This window comes from Mesorhizobium sp. Cs1299R1N3, from assembly GCF_037179625.1.
GTDB lineage: Bacteria > Pseudomonadota > Alphaproteobacteria > Rhizobiales > Rhizobiaceae > Mesorhizobium > Mesorhizobium salmacidum.
Genome location: NZ_JAPYKQ010000007.1, coordinates 177099 through 192661 on the forward strand (window position 1 = coordinate 177099; position 15563 = coordinate 192661).

Annotated in this window: 14 protein-coding genes; 10 read left to right on the forward strand and 4 right to left on the reverse strand. The window is 65.8% G+C overall.

Translation table 11 applies throughout. The features are described from left to right. The first annotated feature begins 16 nt into the window (after positions 1-16). The 3 genes from srlE to ptsP are packed head-to-tail and all read left to right on the forward strand — an operon-like array spanning position 17 to position 3456. Entirely contained in the window at positions 17-1015 is a 999-nt protein-coding gene (gene srlE / locus O7B34_RS17745; protein WP_337147258.1) for a PTS glucitol/sorbitol transporter subunit IIB, read from the forward strand. Between the two features lie 26 nt (positions 1016-1041). Continuing rightward, positions 1042-1422, forward strand: coding sequence for a PTS glucitol/sorbitol transporter subunit IIA (locus O7B34_RS17750; protein ID WP_140616782.1), 381 nt, complete (start codon positions 1042-1044; stop codon positions 1420-1422). 57 nt (positions 1423-1479) lie between these two features. Beyond that, the gene (gene ptsP, locus O7B34_RS17755; protein WP_337147259.1) at positions 1480-3456 is read left to right on the forward strand and encodes a phosphoenolpyruvate--protein phosphotransferase; all 1977 of its coding nucleotides are present in this window, start codon (positions 1480-1482) and stop codon (positions 3454-3456) included. A gap of 40 nt (positions 3457-3496) precedes the next feature. On the opposite strand, the gene O7B34_RS17760 is transcribed toward ptsP, so the two are convergent. Then, entirely contained in the window at positions 3497-4297 is an 801-nt protein-coding gene (locus O7B34_RS17760) for a hypothetical protein (protein WP_337147260.1), read from the reverse strand. Between the two features lie 157 nt (positions 4298-4454). On the opposite strand from O7B34_RS17760, the gene O7B34_RS17765 reads away from it, so the two are divergent. Then, positions 4455-5510, forward strand: a complete 1056-nt coding sequence (locus O7B34_RS17765; protein WP_337147262.1) for a sugar-binding domain-containing protein — start codon at positions 4455-4457, stop codon at positions 5508-5510. On the opposite strand, the gene O7B34_RS17770 is transcribed toward O7B34_RS17765, so the two are convergent. The 3 genes from O7B34_RS17770 to O7B34_RS17780 are packed head-to-tail and all read right to left on the reverse strand — an operon-like array spanning position 5497 to position 8675. Beyond that, complete coding sequence (locus tag O7B34_RS17770; RefSeq protein ID WP_337147263.1) at positions 5497-6348, reverse strand: TIGR01459 family HAD-type hydrolase; 852 nt, start codon at positions 6346-6348, stop codon at positions 5497-5499. The genes O7B34_RS17765 and O7B34_RS17770 overlap by 14 nt on opposite strands. Then, the gene (locus tag O7B34_RS17775) at positions 6345-7619 is read right to left on the reverse strand and encodes an FGGY-family carbohydrate kinase (protein WP_337147264.1); all 1275 of its coding nucleotides are present in this window, start codon (positions 7617-7619) and stop codon (positions 6345-6347) included. The genes O7B34_RS17770 and O7B34_RS17775 overlap by 4 nt, the downstream gene beginning before the upstream one ends. Before the next feature lie 15 nt (positions 7620-7634). Beyond that, entirely contained in the window at positions 7635-8675 is a 1041-nt protein-coding gene (locus tag O7B34_RS17780; protein WP_337147265.1) for a class II aldolase/adducin family protein, read from the reverse strand. 180 nt (positions 8676-8855) lie between these two features. Between O7B34_RS17780 and O7B34_RS17785 the strand changes: the two genes are divergently transcribed. From O7B34_RS17785 to O7B34_RS17810, 6 genes are all read left to right on the forward strand, one after another. Continuing rightward, positions 8856-9638, forward strand: a complete 783-nt coding sequence (locus O7B34_RS17785; RefSeq protein ID WP_337131930.1) for a DeoR/GlpR family DNA-binding transcription regulator — start codon at positions 8856-8858, stop codon at positions 9636-9638. Beyond that, positions 9635-11014, forward strand: a complete 1380-nt coding sequence (locus O7B34_RS17790; protein WP_337147266.1) for a carbohydrate kinase — start codon at positions 9635-9637, stop codon at positions 11012-11014. The genes O7B34_RS17785 and O7B34_RS17790 overlap by 4 nt, the downstream gene beginning before the upstream one ends. Next, on the forward strand, positions 11011-12555 hold the full coding sequence (locus O7B34_RS17795) for a sugar ABC transporter ATP-binding protein (RefSeq protein ID WP_337147267.1): 1545 nt from the start codon (positions 11011-11013) through the stop codon (positions 12553-12555). The genes O7B34_RS17790 and O7B34_RS17795 overlap by 4 nt, the downstream gene beginning before the upstream one ends. Further along, a complete protein-coding gene (locus tag O7B34_RS17800) occupies positions 12552-13550 on the forward strand; it encodes an ABC transporter permease subunit (protein ID WP_337147268.1) in 999 nt (332 codons plus the stop codon). Before O7B34_RS17795 ends, O7B34_RS17800 begins: the two co-directional genes overlap by 4 nt. Positions 13551-13630: 80 nt before the next feature. Continuing rightward, a complete protein-coding gene (locus tag O7B34_RS17805; protein ID WP_337147270.1) occupies positions 13631-14569 on the forward strand; it encodes an ABC transporter substrate-binding protein in 939 nt (312 codons plus the stop codon). A gap of 72 nt (positions 14570-14641) precedes the next feature. Continuing rightward, positions 14642-15535 (forward strand): sugar phosphate isomerase/epimerase family protein, encoded by an 894-nt coding sequence (locus O7B34_RS17810; protein WP_337147271.1) that lies wholly within the window; start codon positions 14642-14644, stop codon positions 15533-15535. Positions 15536-15563 lie beyond the last annotated feature (28 nt).

Genomic DNA, 15563 nt, shown 5'->3' on the forward strand with positions numbered 1-15563 from the left:
GGGCGGGGAGGACATCATGGCCAAGACATACAAAGCCGTAAAAGTCTCCCGGGGTTCCACCGGCTGGGGCGGCCCGCTCGTCATCGAGCCGACCGCGCAGCGCGACAAGGTCGTCTCCGTCACCGGTGGCGGGATCCATCCCGTGGCCCAGCTCATCGCCGACATGACCGGCGCCACAGCCGTAGACGGTTTCAAGGCGCCGCCGGTGGAAGGCGAGATGGCGGTTGTCGTCGTCGATTGCGGTGGCACCGCGCGATGCGGCGTCTATCCGCGCAAGCGTATCCCGACCGTCAACCTGACGCCGGTCGGCCAGGCTGGGCCGCTCGCCCAGTTCATCACCGAGGATATCTACGTTTCGGGCGTGAAACCGGCCAATGTCACAATGGCGGACGGTTCCGAGGCGGTCACAACTGCGGGGGGAGCAGCATCGATGAGTTCTACCAACAACACTGCGACGCCGACGGCGCTGCCCAGCGAAGGTGGCTTGATCGGGTTCATCAGCACGATCGGCCGCGTCATGGGTCGTGTCGTCGGCATTTTCTTCAATGCCGGCCGCCGCACCATCGACCAGGTTGTCCGCAACGTGCTGCCGTTCATGGCCTTCGTGACCATGCTCATCGGCCTGATCCTGTACACCGGCATTGGCGACGTGCTGGCGCAGCCGATGGGACCGCTGGCCAACAACATCGTCGGCCTGCTGGTCATCTCGGCCATTTGCGGCCTGCCGTTCCTGTCGCCCATCCTCGGGCCAGGCGCCGTCATCGCGCAGGTCATCGGCGTCGCCATCATCGGCCCGCAGATCGCCAACGGCACGATTTCGCCGGCAATGGCGCTGCCGGCGCTGTTTGCCTACAACACCCAAGTCGGCTGCGACTTCGTCCCGGTCGGCCTGGCGCTCGGCGAAGCCAAGCCGAAAACCATCGAAATCGGCGTGCCGGCGGTGCTCATCAGCCGCCAGATCATGGGTCCGGTCTCGGTGCTGATCGCCTGGGTCGTCTCCCTGATCGTGTTCTAAACACCAGAAATAACGAGGTTCGCCATATGTCGGTTCTTCTCAAGACACGGGTCACGGCAATAGGGCCCGAAGTGGCGGACCTCGCCGAAGGCGGCGTGGTCATCCTGTTCGCGGATGGCTCGCCACCGGAGCTTGCCGAGGTTTCCGTGCTCCACAAGACGGAGATTGGACCCAGCGACGGCGCGCCTGAAAAGGGCGCGTCGATCACGCTTGGCCCGGTTTCGGCCGTTATAACCGCCGTCGGCTCCAGCGCCTGGAGCAAGGTCCTCGAGATGGGCCACGTCGTCATCTCGTTCAACGGCGCCACCGAGGCCGAAAGGCCGGGCGAGATCTGCGCATCGCAGGTCGATACGCAAGCCCTCGTGGCCGCCCTGAAGACAGACGCGATCATCACCATCGCCGCCTGAAAGCATTCGCGCCTCGGCCAGTCTGGCCTTGGCGCCCAAAAAAGCAGAGTATTTGCCATGGAACGCTCGACCATCGTCAGAGTGCATGAAGGTTTGCACGCCCGTCCCGCCACGCGCTTCGTCAAGCTCGCCAAGGCTTTCGAATCCGACGTCGAGCTGGTCAAGGACGGCAAGGCGGTCAGCGCCAAGAGCTCGGTCAAGCTGATGCTGTTGGCGGTCAAGGAAAACCAGGAAGTCACCGTGCGGGCGAACGGCGCCGATGCCATCGAGGCGATCGAGGCGCTGATCGGCTATCTTGAGAACCCCAAGGCGGGTCTCGACGACGACGAAGCCCACGCCCCGGCGAATGACGCAGGCAAGGAAGCGGCGCCCGCACCCCAATCCGCGCCGGCGGTATCAGGCGAAGCGAGTGGTTTGCGTGGTGTCGCCGCAAGCGAGGGCGTTGCCATCGGGCCGGCATTCGCGCATTTCCCGCCTGACATCGCCGGACAGGGCCGCATGTTGCAAGCCGATGAAATCGCCGGCGAAATCGACAGGTTCCGCGCCGCCGTCGCCGCTGTCCAGGCGCGCATGGATCGGGCGCTGGCGCAGGATAGTCTGTCGGCCGGTGACCGGGGCATCATCGCGGCGCTCAGGGATATCGCGGCCGACGACAGCCTGACCGGCGAGGCCGAGAAGGCGATCAAGGGCGGCAATGACGCGGTCTCGGCCATGATCACCGCCGCTTCCACCATCGCCGCCGATTTCAGCGCCGTCGACGATCACTACCTCAATGCGCGGGCGGACGATGTCCATGCGGTCGGACGGCAGATCTGCCTGGCGTTGCTGGGCCAAGACGACGTCAGCCTCGAAAATATTTCGCAAGGTGCGATCCTGATCGCCGACGACATCGGCGCCTGGGACCTGGCGCGTGCGCCGCTGAAACGCATCGGCGGCGTGGTGTGCGGCCATGGCGGCGCCACTTCGCACATCGCCATCATCGCTCGCTCGCATGGCATTCCGGCGGTACTGGGCCTTGGCGACCGGATCAATGCCTTGCGCACGGCGCAAGAAGTAGCGCTCGACGGCAATACCGGCCAGGTGATCATCGATCCCGATGCGGCGACATGCGCCGATTTCGCCGGCCGGGTCGAAGCGGCGGCGAAGGAACGTGCCGGCCTGGCCGCCTTCAAGACGGTGACGCCGAAGCTGGCGGACGGCAAGGTGATCGAAGTCGCGGCCAATATTGGCTCGCTCGAGGAGATCGAGGCGGCGCAGGAAGCCGGCGCCATGGGTGTCGGCCTGTTCCGCACCGAGCTCCTGTTCATGCGCCACATGCACCTGCCGTCGGAAGACATGCAGGCCGAGACCTATGCGGCGCTGGCCAAGGCCTTCGCGCCTTATCCGGTCATCGTGCGCACGCTCGACATCGGCGGCGACAAGCCGATTGCCGGCATCGAGTTTCCCGACGAGGAAAATCCGTTCCTCGGCTGGCGCGGCATCCGCATGTGCCTCGACCGGCCCGATATCTTCAAGCGCCAACTCAGGGCGCTGCTAAGGGCCGCCGTACACGGCAACATCAAGGTGATGCTGCCGATGGTTTCCGATCTTGGCGAGGTGCGGCAGACGCGCGTTCTTGTCGATAGATGCGCCGCCGAACTCAAGGCCGAAGGCGTGCCGCACGCTACGTTCGATCTCGGCGTGATGATCGAGACCCCGGCCGCGGTGCTGATCGCGCCGGCACTGGCCAAGGAGGTGGCTTTCTTCTCGATAGGCACCAACGACCTGACCCAGTACATCATGGCCGCCGACCGGCTCAACCCGACCGTTGCGAAGCTCAACGACGTCACCAATCCAGCCGTCATGTCTGCGATCGAACTGACGGCCAGGGCCGGCGTCGCCGCCGGTATCATGGTGGGCATGTGCGGCGAGGCGGCGGGCCGGCCGGATCTCATCCCCGCCTTCCTGGAGATGGGTCTCACCGAACTGTCGATGAGCCCGGCCTCGGTCCAGCGCGCCAAGAAGACGATCATGGCGATGGCGGCCGGGGAGTAGCCCTGCGGCCGCTCTGTTTTCTGAACTGCGCCAGGAGGCCTTATGGCAAATGCGCAAGCAAGGTGGCGAAGACAGGTGTCAATTCATCGGCCGGGCTCGTTTTGGCGCAGGCCTGGATGATGCGGTCGCGGCGGATATCGGCGGCCAGGATCGCGATTTCCAGCATGTCGGGCTCCGGCGCGTCGTTGCGGCCGTTTGTCGCCAGCCCGCAGGCCAGGACGACCGGCGCCAGGCAGCTTATGTCGAGCGCCCTATCACCCATTGCCGTCGCTTCCGGGGCGGTGTCATCAAAACGGATCGGGCGCTGGCCGAGGCACTCGATCAGCAACGCCGAACACGTCGCCGCGATCGCCTGCAGTCCAGCACCAGGCGCGGCCAGGGCGGCCAGCAGATCGCCATGGCGCTTGCGCATGGCCGCGTGGACGGCGGCGAACCCGGCTTCATGGATACGGGCATGGTCGATCTTCAGCCCGGCAAGCACCGCCTTGGTCAGATAATACATGTCGCGCCGGAACAGGCGCTCGGCGCTCAATTGCTGGACTTCGTCCCCTGCCGGGAAATAGGTGCCGAGGCCTTTTACGGTCGTTCCGTCGACCCTTATCGGACGTTCATGCGGGACAAAGGATTCGGCGATCGACAGCGCTTCGTCGACGGCACTCGCGGCATGGCTGAGCAGGCCTTCGATGCCTTTGCCCGGAAACGGCGGCAGATGGCTGGTCGCTTCGTGCAGCAGGCTGGCCTCGCTGGCGCCGTCATGGCGGCTCTGGCGGATGATGTCACGGACTTCCCGCAGCCGGTCCTTGAGGTTGACGCGGACATCTTCGGAGATTTGTCGGAGCATCGCGGTTCGCCTCGAATGTGCCGTGCGGGGCCACCTGCAATGGCCCGCCCACCGACTCTACATTGTTCCTATCGATTGGTAGATCAATAGGCGATACTAGACCAGCACGCAGAATCGGCGACGGCGCGCGCGTCCGCCGCCGCGGGGGAGGGATCATTTGGCCAGGGGACGACAAACCGACGAAAGGCGGGCCGACGAAAGGCGGGCCGATGAAAGGCGGGCCGATGAAAGGCGGGTAGGAGCCGAAGCGACCGAGCAGATCGTCAGCGAGAGCCGGACGGACCGCCTCAGGATCCGCGCCGCCTGGATGTATTTCGTCGAGCAGATGACGCAGAACGAGATCGCCGACGTGCTTGGGGTCGGCCGTGTCACCATCGTGCGCATGCTGGCGGAGGCGCGGTCGCGCAACGAGGTCAAGATCACCATCGAGAGCGAGCTTCTGGAGATCGTGCGGCTGGAACGCGCGCTCGAAAAGACCTTCGGCCTGCAGCAGGCGCTGGTGGCGCCGCTGACAGCGGCCAATGCCGACCCGATCCCGGCAATCGCCGCCAAGACCGGCATGTTCCTGTCCGATGCGATGAAGTCCGGCATGCAGGTCGGCGTCGGCTGGGGCAATACGCTGTTCCATACCTTGCCGTTCATCAGCGCCAAATCGCTGACCGATTTCAAGGTGATTTCGCTGCTTGGCGGCGTCGGCATCGCACGCCGGACCAACCCGGCCGAGTTCGCCTGGCGCTTCGCCCAAATCTTCCAGGGCGACGGCTATCTGATGCCGACACCGGCCGTCGTCGACAGCGTCGAGACCAAGATCGCGCTGGTCGAACGTTGCGGCCTGCAGGAGGTTTTTGAAATGGCCGACGCGCTCGATGCCGTTCTGCTGAGTGTTGGCGGCATCGCTTCAGCCACCACCTTCTCGCGCGGCGGCTTCCTCAGGGAAGCGGACCGGGAGGCGCTGCTGGCGCGCGGCGCCGTCGGCGACCTCCTGTTCCATTTCTACGACCGCAATGGCGACCTGGTCGACCATCCCGTCAACAATCATGTGATGTCCGTGAACGTCGACCGGCTGCGCAAGGCGCCGATCCGCATTCTGACCTCCGGCGGCGCGGAAAAGACCGATGCGCTGCTCGGCGCCATGAACCTGATTGCGCCGACAATCCTGATCACCGACGAGGAAAGCGCAAGGCGGATGCTGGAAGCGGTCAGCGAAAGCTGAACGAACTCGTGGTGTAATCCGGCCAGGCCTTGTGTTCGTCGAAAACAGCGGCAAGGTCAGGCGTGCCGGCCAGTATTCCACCCAGCACCAGCGCCGTTGCGATTCCGACACCATTGCCGCCTGCAATATCGTGTTCGACACTGTCGCCGACGCAGATCACGCTGCCGTGCTCTGGTTCGCCGGCCAGTGCGAGTGCCGCCTCGAAGATCGCCGGATAGGGCTTGCCGATGCGGGTGACACCGCCGCCCAGGGTTTCGTAGAGATCGGCGATCTCGCCGGCGCCGAAGCGAGGTCCGACCGCCGTCAGCATGATTTTGTCGGGATTGGTGCAGAAGCACGGTACTTGCCGCGCCGCCGCCGGGGCGAGCAGCCGGCGATAGTGGTCGAGGTCGTGGCGGTCCCCCTCGCTGGCCGAGATCAGCACCAGTTCGGCGTCTTCGCCAGCCTCCGCCAGCCCGAACGGCAGGCCTTCGATCGCGCTGCGGTCGCCGTCGCGGCTGATCAGCAGGCACTTCGTGCCGGACCGCAAGGCTCCGGTCGCCGCCAGCTCGTTGAAACGTCGCCACGCCACCTCGCCGGAGGACACGAAATGGTCCCAACTGCCGGCCTCGAAGCCAAGCTTCAGCAGGCGTGCCTCGTTGGGCCGGGCGCGCTTGCCGGAATTGGAGATCAGCACCACGGTCTTGCCGGCGCGCTTCAGCGTGGACAGTGCCGCCACCGCGCCGGGATAGGGAGCCTGCCCGTCATGCAGCACGCCGAACTGGTCGAGCAGGAAGACCTGGTAGCGTTCCGCCAGCGGCCCGATGCCGTCGAGACGTTCGAGCTTTTTCGTATTCATAGAAGCCCTGCCTCGCTTGCGCCTTTCAGCGCCAGCCGTGCCGTACCTGCGGCGGCCTCGTCCGACAATGCCGGCAGGAACGCGACGCCGAGCTTGCGTTGCCGGATCGCGCTCCACACCGGGTTAGCGGCGCCGCCACCGACGCTGCGAATGGAGGTCAGGGCCGGCGCGCCAAGTTCGGCCAGCCTGCTGTAACCAAGCGCCTCAATCGCCGCCATGCCCTCGAACATCGCCTTGAGGTAATCGGCATCGTCAGCGGGCCGTGGGGTGAGACGCGGCGGCAAGGCCGGATCGGCCAAGGGAAACCGTTCGCCAGCCGTACCAAGCGGATAGTAGTCGAGGCCGGTCTCGGTCGTGGGGTCGATGATCGCGCTGAGTTCGATGATCCGCGCGAGCGGAAAATGCTGCGCCAGCACCTTGCCGCCGGAATTCGAGGCGCCGCCCGCCAGCCACACATCGCCGAGTCGATGACTGTAGATGCCGAAGCGCGGCGCCGAGATCGGCCGGTCAGACAGGATCTTGATGGTTAGCGAGGAGCCCAAAGCGGTGACGCCGTCGCCGGCCGCGGTGGCGCCCGTCGCCAGGAACGAGGCACAGCCGTCCGTGGTGCCGGCAACCACGACCACATCGCGCGGCAGGCCGAAAAGCTCCGCGGCGGCCGCGGTGAGCGTGCCGGTGACATCGCCCGGTTCGGCGACATCGGGCAGCAGGTCCATGCGCATGCCGGTGGTCGCGATCCAGTCCGGCCAGCGGCGGGCCTCGACATCATAGCCGGTCTTGAGCGCATTGTTCTCGTCGCTGACGCCGAAGCGTCCGGACAGGTTGCCGGCGATCCAGTCGGCCTGATGCAGCACGGCCGCTATGCCGGGCTGATGCTGGAACCGCAAGGCTTTGGCGAGGCCGGACGTCGCCCCGTGGGCGGCGCTCGCTGCCGGCGCCTCACGGGCGACCATGGCCAGGATGTCGGCGTCATCGACCTTGTCGTTGTACATCAGTGGCTCGGCCAGCGGCCGCCCATCGATGTCGACCGGCAGCAGCGTGCCCGACGTGCCGTCGACGGCGATGGCCCGGATCGCGGCGCGGTCGATGCCCGAAAGCAGATCCGCCAGCGCCGCCTGGACCGCTTGCCACCAGGTCCGGGGATCACGTGGGTTCTGGCCAAATCTGTCGAGTGGCACGGCGGATTGGCCGGCGATGGAAAAATCCTGACGCATGGCGACGGCGCGGGCGCCGGATGTGCCGATGTCGATGCCGACGACAAATGGCGTCATGTCGTCCGTCCCCTGTTAGGCCGTGCTGGCGGCGTTTAGCTTCTGGCGATACTGCTCGGCGTCCCAGTTGACCAGCTCGTCGTTCTCGGCGGCGGTGAGATAGTTCAGCCGCGCCTCGCCATCGACGCGCGCGGTCACGTCGGAGAGGCAACGCTGCATGGCGTCGGCACCGGCGCTTGCGTCGCCGCGCATCAGCACGCCGGCGCGGGGAAACAGGATTGCCACGGGTGCCGCGCCGAGCCGCGCGATGACGCCGGCCACGTCCTCGCCCGGCTTCGCAACGACCGAGCCCTGGCCGAGGAAGATGACATGGTCCGGATAGAGGCTGCCGGCTTCGGCCATATCCAGGCTTTCCGCATCGAGCGCGACCGCGTGCGCTTCGACATCCGCCGGCAATCGGTAGTCGCCGGCCAGCGCCGTCAAGGCCGCGATATCAGGTGCTGCGGTCGTGCGCGGCTGCCGCGCCAGCAGCGACCGGACGCGGTGCAGCAAAGCCTCCGCCGCGGCGACGGTTTCGGCGGCGACCACCAGCCCGTGATTGCCAAGGATGAGCACGTCGACCCCCGGCCGCAACTTCTCGGCAATGCCGCGGGCGAGCGGTAGGCCTGGCCGGAAATAGGGCACCCAGGCCCATTCGATGTCGCCCAGCCGCCTGGCGACCTCGGCCTCGCCATCGGCTTGGACGGCAAGCGAAATCGTGTCGACGCAGTGGACATGCAGAACCACGCGTTGTGGCATCAAGGCATGCACCGTGGTCTCGATCGACGGGCGCAGGCCACGCGGATTGAGGTCTTCGATGGCGAAGGCCTGTGGTTTGTCGGCGGCTGGATCACGCTGCTCGACGGCCTTGAGCAGCGGTGCCATCGCCACCGGCACCATGATGTCGTCGCTTAGCGCATCCTTCAGCCAGGTTCCCGAGGCCTTGATCCACAGCGTGTCGCCGGCCTTGAGCGAGGTGTTGCCGCCCGCCGCCTGCGTCATATGCGGGTTCAGCCCGATGCTGGCCGAAAGCGCCCGCAACGCGGCAAGTTCCTGTGCATCAGCTTGGGTTGCCATGGCCCTTTTCTCCAGCGCTCGCACAAAATCCCGTCGTCGGGACCGGTGTTGGCGATGGTATCGCAGATGTGAGTGATCTGCGTCAATGCTGATCTACTATCGTCAAATCAGCTTGCAATCCGACTAATGTTGAGTAAGTTGCACCAATCGCCACGGAAAATGGCGTCAGGGAGGAAAGGGTTGAGCGACCTCGGCCGCCAGCGTCAGATCGTCGAATTGCTGCGGGACCGCCCGTTCGCTTCCGTGCGCGAGTTGCAGGAGCGGCTCGGTGTCTCGGCGGCGACGGTCCGGCGCGATATCGACCGGATCGATGAGGCCGGTGAAGCCCGCAAGGTCTATGGCGGTATCTCGGCACTTGACGGCGCTTCGCATGCGGGCGTCGCCTATGCGCGGCCCTATGACGAGAACCGTGACCTTGCCGTCGAGGCCAAGCGGCAGATCGCGGCGGTCGCCGCGACCATGGTGCGCGATGGCGATGCCGTCATCGTCCATGGCGGCTCGACCTGCTTTCATCTCGGCGTCAAGCTCGCCGACCGCAGCATCAGGCTCTACACCAATTCGATGCCGCTCGCGGCCTATCTCAGCGATCATGGCCATTGCAGCCTGACGGTTGCCGGCGGCGACCTGCACCGCGAACCAGGCATCATCCATTCGCTGACCCAGGCAACGCCTTTCTATGCCTCGAAATTCTTTCTCGGCACGCAAGGCCTCAACCAGGAAGGGCTGCTGGAATCGCATCCGCTGCTGGTGCGCTCCATCGTCGACCTCAGCCTCTGTGCCGATCAGATCGTGGTGCTGGCCGACAGCCGCAAACTGTCGATCCACGCGCGCAATGTCGCGCTGCCGCTGTCGCGCATCGGCACGCTGGTCACCGATGACGGGCTCTCCGATGCCGATGCGCGCATGCTGGAGGATGCCGGCGTCATGGTGCGGATTGCTTCAACCTCGGGAGCCCTCGCGTGAACGTGGCGGTGCTCGACTTCGGCAAGACCAATTCGAAGCTGTTCGTCTTCGGCCAGGACGGACGTATCCTCGACGAGCGCCGGACGCAGCCGAAATGGACACGACAGGGCGGTTTCAGCGTCCTCGACGAGGTCGCCCTCCATGACTGGGCGCACGGTGCCGTCACCGACGCGGTCGAAAGCCACGGTGTGGAAGGAGTGATGGTGTCGGGCCATGGCTGCACCTTCGCCCTTGTCGACGACAAGGCGCTGACCCATCCGATCCTCGACTACGAACAGGAGCCGCCGGCTGAAATCGCGGCGCGGATCGACCGCCGTATTCCGGATTTCGCCGAGACGTTCTCTCCCCGCCTGCCGCTCGGCTTCAACTATGGCCGTCACATGCTGTGGCTGCAGGAAGTCGATCCCGACACGTTCGCGGCGGCGAAATGGTTCCTCGGCTATCCCCAGTACTGGAGCTGGCGTCTCGGCGGCCTGCCGGTCTGCGAAGTGTCCTATCTCGGTTGCCATTCGCATTTGTGGGCGCCGCGCGAACGTGATTTCTCCTCGCTGGTCGACGCCGAGGGTTGGCGCGGCCAGATGCCGGCTTTCGAACGCGCCGGCGCCGTCATCGGCGAGCAGCGCTTCGGCAGTGCCGGGCGCCCGATCGCTATCCACAACGGCGTCCACGACTCCAATGCGGCGCTGTACGCCTATCGACGGCAAGGGCTTGGACCGCTGACCGTCGTGTCGACCGGCACCTGGGTCGTCGTACTCAATCCCGACTGTCCGCTCGAAGCGCTCGACCGCGACCGCGACATGCTGGTCAATGTCGATGTCGACGGCGGTCCGGTGCCGACCATTCGTTTCATGGGCGGGCGCGAATTCGCCGTCATCAGCGGCGGCTGGCAAGGCGCCATCCCGCCTGGCCCGATACAGCAGGCGATCGATGCCAGCCTCATGGCGCTGCCGAGCTTCGCGCCGGGCGGGCCGATGCCGGATCGTCCTGGCCGGCTGGTCGGGCGCATGCCCGATGCCGGGGAACGCGCGGCGGTGGCGCTGCTTTACGTGGCGCTGATGATCGATCTCTGCCTCGACCTCATCCATTCCGATAATACCGTCATCGTCGATGGCGGACTGAACACTGGCGGCCTGCTTGCCGGGCTGCTGGCGCAGTTGCGTCTCGGTCAGGCCTTCCTGCAAGGTGCCTCGCTGGAAGGCAGCGCCACGGGTGCCGCGGCGCTCGCCTTCGAGAGTGTGGGCCGCGACTTCGCCGCCGAGCCGCCGGAGCCGGTGCAGGCGACACAATTCGGCGGCCTCGCCGGCTATCGCGATGCCTGGCGCGATCTCGTTGCCGGGCATGATAGCGCCGCCAGGGCGGCAGGTGGTGCGCGATGAGTGCGGCAGTCCAGACGCTAGCGACGCGCCAGCCGGTGCTGGAGATGCGCCACATCTCCAAGACCTTTGGCGCGATACGCGCCCTGCAGGACGTCTCGCTCAGCGTCCACGCAGGCGAACTGCACGCGCTGATGGGCGAGAACGGCGCCGGCAAGTCGACGCTGATGAAGGTGCTGTCCGGCGCCTATCGGCCGGATCCCGGCGGCGAGATCCTGATCGATGGCGCGCCCGCCGCGACCGGCGATCCGATCAAGGCGCGCGCCGCCGGCATCGCGGTGATCTACCAGGAACTGTCGCTGGCGCCGAACCTGACGGTGGCGCAGAACATTTTCCTCGGCAACGAGCCGCGCCGCTTCGGCGTCGTCGACCGCGACCAGTGCAACCGGCGCGCCGCCGAGATCGTCGGCCGGCTCGGTGTCTCCTTCTCGGCGCGTGCCCTGGTTTCCAGCCTGTCGCTCGGCGAGCGCCAGCTGGTCGAGATCGCCCGGGCGCTGTCGACCAATGCGCGCATCATCGTCATGGACGAGCCGACCACATCGCTGACCTCGCGCGAGACCGACCGCCTGTTCGAGGTGATCGCGACGCTGAAAGCGCAAGGCATCGCCATCATCTACATCAGCCACCGCATGGAAGAGGTCTACCAACTCGCCGACCGCGTCAGTGTGCTGCGCGACAGCGGCTATGTTGGCACGCTCGATCGCGCCGACCTCAACGCCTCGCGCCTGGTGTCGATGATGGTCGGCCGCGACCTCTCCGCCTTCTACAAGAAGGATCATCGCCCTCCGGACGAGAAACGCGCCGTCGCGCTCTCGGTGCGCGGCATGTCCGACGGGCATCTGCTGAAGAACTGTTCGTTCGACCTCCATCACGGTGAGGTGCTGGCACTGGCAGGCCTCGTCGGCTCGGGCCGCACCGAGCTTGCCAGGCTGATCTTCGGCGCCGACAAGCGCAGCGCCGGCACGATGGAACTCGACGGCAAGCCCGTGACCGTCGGTTCGCCGCGCGAGGCGCTCGACGCCGGCATCGCCTACCTCACCGAGGACCGCAAGGAACTCGGCCTGTTCCTCGACATGTCGATTTCGGACAACATCAGCATGGGCGTGCTGGCCAGGGACGCGCGGGCCGGCGGCTTTCGCGATTTCACCGCCGCCGACAGCAGAGCGGCAAAGGCCATTGCCGACCTGTCCATCCGCACCGGCTCGGCACAGGCCAATGCCGGCTCGCTGTCGGGCGGCAACCAGCAGAAGGTGCTGCTCGCGCGCCTGCTGGAGACCGAGCCGAAGGTCGTCATCCTCGACGAGCCGACCCGTGGCGTCGATGTCGGCGCCAAGTCGGAAATCTACCGGCTGATCGACAATCTCGCCAACAAGGGCATTGCCATCCTGATGATCTCCAGCGAATTGCCCGAGGTGATCGGCGTCGCCGACCGCGTGCTGGTGATGCGCGATGGCGCGATCGCTGGAGAGGTGACGGCATCCGAAGGCGAGCCGCTTCGTCAGGAAGCGATCATGGAATTTGCGACGGGAGCGTCTCAGCGATGACAGACAGGACGACCGGGACGAAGAGCGTGGATCAGGCGGCGGTCAGAAGCCGGCGGCTGCGCACCGCGCTTGCGGCGCTTGGCATGCTGCCGGTTCTGGTGCTGCTGGCCGCCGGCTTCCAGTTCATCAATCCGCGCTTTCTGACCGGCACCAACCTGCTCATCGTCACGCAGCAATCGTCGATCAACATCGTCCTTGCCGCCGGCATGACCTTCGTCATCCTGACCGGCGGCATCGACCTGTCGGTCGGCTCCATCCTCGCCGCCTCGGCGATGGTGGCGGTGCTGGTGTCGCTGGTGCCGGACTGGGGCCTGCTCGGCGTGCCGGCGGCCATCCTGGTCGGTCTCGGTTTCGGGCTCATCAACGGGTTGCTGGTCGCCTATATCAGGCTGCCGCCGTTCATCGTCACGTTGGGTTCGCTGACCGCCGTGCGCGGCGTTGCCCGCCTGCTCGGGCAGGACACGACGGTGTTCAACTCCGACCTGCCGTTCGACTTCATCGGCAACGGTTCGGTGCTCGGCATCCCCTGGCTGGTCATCATCGCGCTGTCGGTGGTGGTGCTGTCCTGGCTGGTGCTGAAACGCACCGTGCTCGGCACCTGGATCTACGCCGTCGGCGGCAATGACGAGGCAGCCAGACTGACCGGCATCAAGGTGCCGCTGGTGCTGCTCTTCGTCTACGGCGTTTCCGGCCTGCTCGCCGGTCTCGGCGGCGCGATGTCGGCGGCCCGACTCTACGCCGCCAACGGCTTGCAACTCGGGCAGAGCTATGAACTCGACGCCATCGCCGCCGTCATCCTCGGCGGCACCAGCTTCGTCGGCGGCGTCGGCTCGATCTGGGGCACGCTGATCGGCGGCCTGATCATCGCGGTGCTGTCCAACGGGCTCATCTTGGCCGGTGTCTCTGATATCTGGCAGTACATCATCAAAGGATTGGTCATCATCGTGGCGGTCGCCCTCGACCGCTACCGGCTCCAGGCAGGGGCGAGAACGTGAGTGACCTGGTCGCCGGCATTAAAGACCGGCTTGTGTAACGCACCGTGAGAGGCGCGGGGCATCAGGAGGAAGTAAGCGTAATGAAGACCATCGCCAAACTGCTCTGCGGCGCCGCCCTCGCGGCCGTCGCCATCGTGCCGGCATCGGCCAAGGACCTCAACAAGGTCGGCATCTCGGTCGGCCTGCTCGGCAACCCCTTCTTCGTCGCCACCATCAAGGGCATCGAGGATGCGGCCAGGAAGATCAATCCGAAGGTCGAGGTGACTTCGGTATCGGCCGACTATGACCTCAACAAGCAGGTCTCGCAGGTCGATTCCTTCATCGCCGCCGGCGTCGACGTGATCATGCTCAACGCGGTCGACGCCAAGGCAATCGCGCCGGCGGTGAAGAAGGCGCAGGCAGCCGGCATCGTCGTCGCCGCTTTCGACGTTTCGGCGCCGGGCGCCGACGTCACGGTGATGACCAACAACGTCAAGGCCGGCGAGGAAGCCTGCCAATACCTGGTCGACCACACCGGCGGCAAGGGCGACTACGTCATCCTCAACGGACCGGCGTCTTCGTCGATCCTGGAGCGGGTGAAGGGCTGCAAGAACGTGCTTGCCCAGCATCCCGACATCAAGATCCTGTCCGACGACCAGAATGCCGAAGGCTCGCGTGACGGTGGCCTGAAAGTGTTCCAGTCGCTGCTCACTCGTTTTGACAAGATCGACGCGGTATTCGCCATCAACGATCCGACGGCGATCGGCGCCGAACTCGCCGCCAAGCAGCTCAACCGTTCCGAGTTCGTCTTCACGGCAGTCGATGGCGCACCCGATATCGAGAAGGAACTGGCGTCCGGCAAATCGATGATCAAGGCTTCGGCCTCGCAGGATCCCTATGTGATGGCCGGCCAATCGCTGACCTTGGCGGCCGATCTGCTGGCCGGCAAGAAGCCGGCGGAGGCCACCGTGCTGCTCGACCCGAAGCTGATCACGGCCGAGAACCTGAAGGATTACAAGGGCTGGACCGCAGCCCGCTAAGCCTCCCAAGGCTGGTGCGGCCGGGGCGATCCCGGCCGCACCTCTCTCCCATCTCAATGCCCGGAGACGATCATGTCGCGCATCGGAATCCATTCCTTCGTCTGGTCGGCAAGCTCGGCGCAGGGCGAGCTCGAACGCACGCTGGCCAATACCAAGGAGGCCGGGTTCGACCTGATCGAATTCTCCTATCTCGACCCCGCCAATGTCGATATCGGCGGGCTTGCCAAACGCATCGCCGACCTTGATCTCGGCGTCGCGATCAGCATCGGATTGCCTGGTGATGGCGATGTGTCGAGCGCCGACAAGGCGATCGCCGCGCGCGGCGTCGAGATCCTCAACGAAACCATCGCGCTGACGCGCGACCTTGGCGGCCGCAAGGTCGCCGGCATTCTTTCGACCAGCCATGGCCTGCAGGTCGAGGCGCCGACACGCGATCAATGGAACCGCAGCGCGGCAACGCTGGCCAAGGTCGCCGAGACGGCGAAGGCCGCCGGGGTCACGCTCAACCTCGAAATCGTCAATCGCTTCGAGAGCAACCTGCTCAACACCGCCGCGCAGGGCCTCGCCTTCATCGAGGACACCGGGTCGGACAACATCTTCCTGCATCTCGACACCTTCCACATGAACATCGAGGAGGCCGATGTCGGTCTCGCCATCCGCCACGCGGCAGCCAAGATCGGCTATGTCCATATCGGCGAGAGCCATCGCGGCTTCCTCGGCACCGGCAACATCGACTTCGCCGGGATATTCGATGCGCTGACCGCCATCGGCTATGCCGACGACCTCAGCTTCGAATCCTTCTCCTCGGCGATCGTCGACGAAAACCTGTCGAAGAAGACCGCCATCTGGCGCAATCTGTGGACCGACAATATGGCGCTCGCCAAGCACGCGCGCGCCTTCATCGGCCTCGGGCTGGAGACGGCGCAACGCAAGGCGGAGTTGGTCTCGGCACGGCACAAGCCATAGCACTCCAAGTGGGCGCGGGCAGCGGCCG